At 64.4% G+C, this 5405-nt stretch carries 5 protein-coding genes and 1 pseudogene; 1 reads left to right on the top strand and 5 read right to left on the bottom strand.

What is annotated here, in order from left to right; translation table 11 throughout:
* A pseudogene (locus RHBS_RS31080) lies at positions 1-140 on the bottom strand (rhomboid family intramembrane serine protease); the annotation flags it as partial.
* A gap of 24 nt (positions 141-164) precedes the next feature.
* Positions 165-701 (bottom strand): peptidylprolyl isomerase, encoded by a 537-nt coding sequence (locus RHBS_RS23775; protein ID WP_121871643.1) that lies wholly within the window; start codon positions 699-701, stop codon positions 165-167.
* A gap of 94 nt (positions 702-795) precedes the next feature.
* Here RHBS_RS23775 and RHBS_RS23770 point away from each other — a divergent pair, with 94 nt between their 5' ends.
* The gene (locus RHBS_RS23770; RefSeq protein ID WP_128646577.1) at positions 796-1176 is read left to right on the top strand and encodes a hypothetical protein; all 381 of its coding nucleotides are present in this window, start codon (positions 796-798) and stop codon (positions 1174-1176) included.
* On the opposite strand, the gene RHBS_RS23765 is transcribed toward RHBS_RS23770, so the two are convergent.
* The 3 genes from RHBS_RS23765 to RHBS_RS23755 all read right to left on the bottom strand — a co-directional run bounded on the left by RHBS_RS23765 (position 1171) and on the right by RHBS_RS23755 (position 5076).
* On the bottom strand, positions 1171-2802 hold the full coding sequence (locus tag RHBS_RS23765) for an alpha/beta hydrolase (protein WP_121871641.1): 1632 nt from the start codon (positions 2800-2802) through the stop codon (positions 1171-1173). The two genes, RHBS_RS23770 and RHBS_RS23765, sit on opposite strands and share 6 nt — an antisense overlap.
* 119 nt (positions 2803-2921) lie before the next feature.
* Positions 2922-3920: a diguanylate cyclase gene (locus tag RHBS_RS23760; protein WP_237669618.1), complete on the bottom strand. Its 999-nt coding sequence runs from the start codon at positions 3918-3920 to the stop codon at positions 2922-2924.
* Positions 3921-4125: 205 nt separating this feature from the next.
* Positions 4126-5076, bottom strand: coding sequence for an acyl-ACP desaturase (locus RHBS_RS23755; protein WP_121872826.1), 951 nt, complete (start codon positions 5074-5076; stop codon positions 4126-4128).
* Between the last annotated feature and the right edge of the window lie 329 nt (positions 5077-5405).

The raw sequence follows: 5405 nt of genomic DNA, 5'->3' as shown, positions 1-5405 counted from the left end.
TGAAGACACTGGCGGGCATGCCGGCCGGCCGCAGCGGCGAGCAGGGCCAGGCCGGTGGGGCGATCGGGATGTCGGACGCACACCGACTGGGGTGGGTTGGGCTGGTCGCCGTACGCGCCACCCCAGCCGGGGTTCGTCATCTTGTCGAAAGTCCTTCGGTCAGATCAGGAGATGGTGACGTTGTTGATGACGACCTCGTCCACCGGGCGATCTCCGCGGCCGACCTGCGTGCTCGAGATCGCGTCGACGACCTTCTTCGACGCCTCGTCGGTGACCTCACCGAAGATCGAGTGCTTGCGGTTGAGGTGCGGGGTCTTGCCGGTGGTGATGAAGAACTGCGAGCCGTTGGTGCCGGGGCCTGCGTTCGCCATGGCCAGCAGGTACGGACGATCGAAGGAGAGCTCCGGGTGGAACTCGTCCTCGAACTTGTAGCCCGGTCCGCCTGCACCGGTGCCGGTGGGGTCGCCGCCCTGGATCATGAAGCCGTCGATGACGCGGTGGAAGACCGCGCCGTCGTAGAACGGTCCGGTCTTGGCACCCGACGCGTTCTGCGTCGTGTACTCCTTGGATCCGTCCGCGAGACCGACGAAGTTCGCGACGGTCTTGGGGGCGTGATTGCCGAACAGTTCGATGACGATATCGCCGCGGTTGGTGTGCAGCGTGGCCGTTTGGGTCTTGTTTGGTGAAGTCACGCCCTCCATCGTGCCATCTCGGGTGATCGGGCAGTTCACAACGGGCATCGAGTCGGGTGTATCGGGAGGGTTCAGCGGGGCCGTGTTGTGGAACAGTGAGGGTATGACGAGCACAACGAAGTCCGACCAGGGTCGGTCGACCACCGGTACCGCAGCGACCGCGCTGCTGGGGGCCGCATCCGCCGCAAGCAAGGGCCCGGCCGGAGTGGGCCTGCTGTTGGCCAAGAAGGGCTACGGGCTGGCCCGCAAGCAAGCTGCGGAGCGCCGGGCAGTGACCGCGGAACGTATCGCCGAAGCCAATCGCACCCGAGCGCTGGTCACGGTCGACTCGGGATCACGTCGGACCCGGCGAATTCTGGTGTTCGGTGCCGCTGCTGCCGTCGTCGGAGGTGTCGTGTTCTTCCTCGGCCGCCGTCGCAACGAGGTGCCCCCGCCCGCCGATGTTCCGCCGAGCCTGGCCGACTACGACGACACGCCGTCATAGGTACAGAACCTTCTGCAGCAGATCGAGCAGACCCGGCCTCGTTCTGATCACGACCTCCGCGCTGCGGTCGGCGACGACCAGTGCGGCGTTGTGTCCGCTGGTGGAACCCTCGGTGAGATAGTCGCTGTGCCCGATCGAGCCGCCGGCTCCGTCGGAACGCTCGGTCGAGAGCAGCGTGACTCCGTCCAGTGCGCCCGGATCGCGGCCGAACACACCCAGGTCGGCGACGATATCGCCCTCGGCCTCCGCCGCGAACACGTGTCCGACGGGAAGCCGAAGATCTGCGGCGCTGTGGGTGCCGAATCCCGGTGACCCGAGAGCCACGAACTCGTCGACCCCGGTGTCGCCTCGGAGCGCCGACGCCGCAGTGAGGGATCCGTACGAGTGAGCCAGCACCGACAGATGCGGATCGCTCGCACGCGCGGCGTCGAGGCCGTCCAGAAACGGAGCCAATCGATCCGCTCCCGCCTGCGCAGCCGCACCCGAGACCACGGTCCGATCCGGATCGAGCAAGCTCCACCCCAGCTGAGGGGCCTGGTAGTCCAGCCAGGTCACTGCAGCCGCAGACTCCGGTGGATCCTGTGAAACAAGTTGCTGCACAGCATTTTCGACGTTCTCCATATCGCCGTCGTAACGGAGAAGATGTCCGTGCACGGTCGAGCCGAGACCGGGCACGAACACGGCGACATGGGTCGCCGTGTCGACATCGCCGACCGCTATGGCCGCCATCGTCTCCTCGTACGAGGAATTGTCGAGGACCAGAAGCTGCCGAGCCCCCTGCGCCAGCGTCGCGTCGATCGCATCGAGTGATGCCAGCCGCGTGCGAGTCTGTTCGAGTCCGGCATCGGCGTCACTGAAGATCCCGCCGAACACGTTGTCGGCCAACTCTTTCTGCAGTTCGGCTTCGACGGCGCGGAGGCGGATACGCTCGGCGGCCAACACTCGACGGTTGGCGCTGTCTCGCACCCGTCCAGGCAGGCCGTCGAGATTGCCGATCAGCGCCGGCTGTTCGACGAGCAGCCTGGTGCGTGCCGCAGGAGAGAGCGCGCTCCAGAAGGCGGCATTGGCCGCCGGTGACCCGTCGCGCGGCACCGAAGCCGCAATTGCCGTCGCAACGGAGGCTGCAGAGGTTCCGCCGGCGAGGCGTCGGGCAAGGACGTCGTCGAAGTCCGTGGCCGTACGAATCAGCTGCGCGATTCGCTCGGCGAGCTCGTCGCGGAATCGCCGTCGCTCTCGCATCGTCGCCCACAGATCCACTAGCGCAACCGAATACGACGCTGCAGCGTCGTACACCGAACCGTCGGATCCGATGGAGAATCGCTCGTCGGCCGCCGTCCGCTCCACCGAGCGGAGCGCAGCGACCAGACTCTCCATGTCGATCGAGGCATCCGCGGTACATCTCGCGATCCGAAGCAACTCGGTTGCGGCATCTCCGAGATCGGACCGGATGCGTCTCAAAGTTTCCCGTGCCGCCTCGGCCGCGGGACCGTCCCACCCCTTGCCCACAACCTCGTCCGCTGCCGAATCGTGCACGGCAGCGACTTCACGCCACCGCCGCATCAGCGCTTCGGACGCGGCTGCCAGCACTCGGCTGTCCCATGACCTGAACTCGTCGAGAGTGACCATCGCATATCCCCCGCAGCATCGTCGTTGTCGACGAGTCAACGCGAGAAGTACACCGCGCCGGGAAATCTATCCCCAGCCTGTGGATGAAATCTGGGGATCAATGGTGCAGCGAGTGAGTGCTACTGCGCAATCCTGCGGATCGGGCCGCTGTAGCCGGCGTCGGGATCGGACGGCCGACTCGTCCTCGGCGGCCTGCTTCGCTTCGCCCGGTACAGATCGGCGTCGGCTGCCCGATAGATCTCACCCCAGCGGCGACCCGCGGGCATGCAGGCCAATCCGACGCTCCATTCCGCCCGATGAGCGCGGCGCAGTCGCTCGATGATCTGCAAGGCCTCCTTTTCGAGAACCCCCGGCATGAACAACACGAACTCGTCTCCGCCGAGCCGACCGAGAACGTCCCTTTTGGTCAGCTGCCCCTTCCAGGCCTTCGAGACCCGAGCGAGCAGGACGTCACCGGCAATGTGGCCGTACTCGTCGTTGATCTCCTTGAAATTGTCCAGGTCGAGCACGGCGAGGCTGACCGACAAACCGCGAGCAGCACACGCCGGCAGCATCTTCTCGATTTTGGACTCGAAACCGAATCTGTTGAGCAGACCGGTCAGCGCGTCGTGCGTCGCGGAATAACGCATTCGACGCGCGAAGACACCGAACACCTCCGTCGCACCGACGATGCCGAGCGCCACGAGGATGTAACTGATGAACGGCGTTCCGTACGGCGCGATCGCCGCTCCGATGACCGCCGAAACAGCAAGCACTGCAACCCATATGCCCGCGCTGCGTTCGGACCAGAACGCGCCGATGTGCATCCCGAGGAACATAGCCGCCTGGACGCAGATCAAGAACGCCGGCATGGTGTCGCTGCTCCCCAACGCACAGGCGAGTGCCATCACCGACAACGCGGTCGCGAATCCCACCGCCTGTTTGGGGCTCGGCACACCTGCCCTTGCCAGCACGACGATCGCCGCGGGACCCAGTAGCAGAGCCAACGCGGCCAGAACCTGCTGCGCACCGGTCAGATTCGACCACGACGCTATCGCGCTGGCAGCGTAGAGAACTGTGGTGACGGCCGCGAACACGGCGAGCATTCGGCCGGACTCGTCGAACCTCGGCCTGCTCACCAGTCGATTCCAACCGTGCAAGGCCATGATTCGGCCGAGTGGAGGCAGCATTCACCGAAAGGAACACCACCACTCACCCGATACCCCCCAGGCACCATCGGCCCTCCCCACGCACTACGGCCATCGCCTCACATGACCCAACGATGCCCGGACTCTAACACCTCCGAGACGTGATCACGACTCTGGCCAGCGAAGGCACAGCAGGTCAGGACGCCTTCTCGGCGCGCGCTGCCTCTCTGGCAAGCAGTCGATCGCGGGACTCCTCGAACTTGGTCGCCTTCTCCGCCAAGTCTTCGACGAACGCTGCCAGTCGATCGCGATCCCGCTCGCCCTCACCCGTGAAATCGTCGCGTTCGAAGATCTTCCACTTGCGCAGAACAGGCATCAACACCTCGTCCAGATGCTGCCGGAGATCGTAGATCCCGTGCTTGGCCAAGGTCATCGCGTTCTTGCGGAAATTGGGCATGTTCAGGCCCGGCATCTGGAAGTCGGTCGCGACATCGGTGATGGCCCGGACCATCTGATCGGGCACCAGATCCAGCGACGCCTCACCGAGGTTCCGATAGAAGATCATGTGCAGGTTCTCGTCCGCAGCAACACGAGCCAACATTCGATCCGCCACCGGATCTCCGCACGCCAATCCCGTGTTTCGGTGCGACACCCGCGTCGCCAACTCCTGAAACGTCACGTACGCCACCGAATGCAGAAAATTCGCACCATCCATCGGCGCATCGATACCCACCGTCATGTGATGCATTCGAGCCCGCTCCAACTCCACGGGGTCGACCGCACGGGTCACCACCAGATAATCGCGCATGACGATGCCGTGACGATTCTCTTCCGCAGTCCAGCGACCCACCCACGTGCCCCAGGCACCGTCCAACGAGAAATTGTCTGCCAACCCCCGGTGGTACGACGGCAAATTGTCCTCGGTGAGCAAATTGGTGATCATCGCCGTGCGAGCCAATTCCGACAACGACGACTGCTCGAGAGACCAGTCCTGCCCACCCATCGCCGCAAAGTTCCGACCCAGATCCCACGGAACGTAATCATGCGGATGCCATTCCTTCGCCATCGACAGATGACGATTCAAATTGGCTTCCAGCGTGCCGTCGAGTTCTGTCAACAGCTCTTCATGATCGAGAACACGCGTCATCTGCGGGGCTCCTTCGAAATTGGAGATGCCCGAATCGCCAACCGATTCGAGACAGTGGCGAACACCGCCCGCCGAGATCGAACGACGGCACACCCCCCTGCGGTGCGCCGTCGCGACCATTCACGTCGATCCGAGAACCGACGTGCCTTGCACACCGACCACGCTAAGGACCGAGCCTCCGATACAACACAGAACCGACGACTGTCTGGATATGTGGGCGCCGAAGCACAGACCGCCTTGGGTCCGATCACAACCGGTCCGTCGAATCCGCGTCGGGCCTCTCGGCACTCGAGGGCACTCAATGTCACGTCGAGTGGACTTTTGGGGGG

It is taken from the genome of Rhodococcus sp. BS-15 (assembly GCF_000813105.1).
Classification (GTDB): domain Bacteria; phylum Actinomycetota; class Actinomycetes; order Mycobacteriales; family Mycobacteriaceae; genus Rhodococcoides.
Note: the sequence above shows the minus strand (reverse complement) of the source record. Positions and strands in the feature narration are given on the sequence as shown.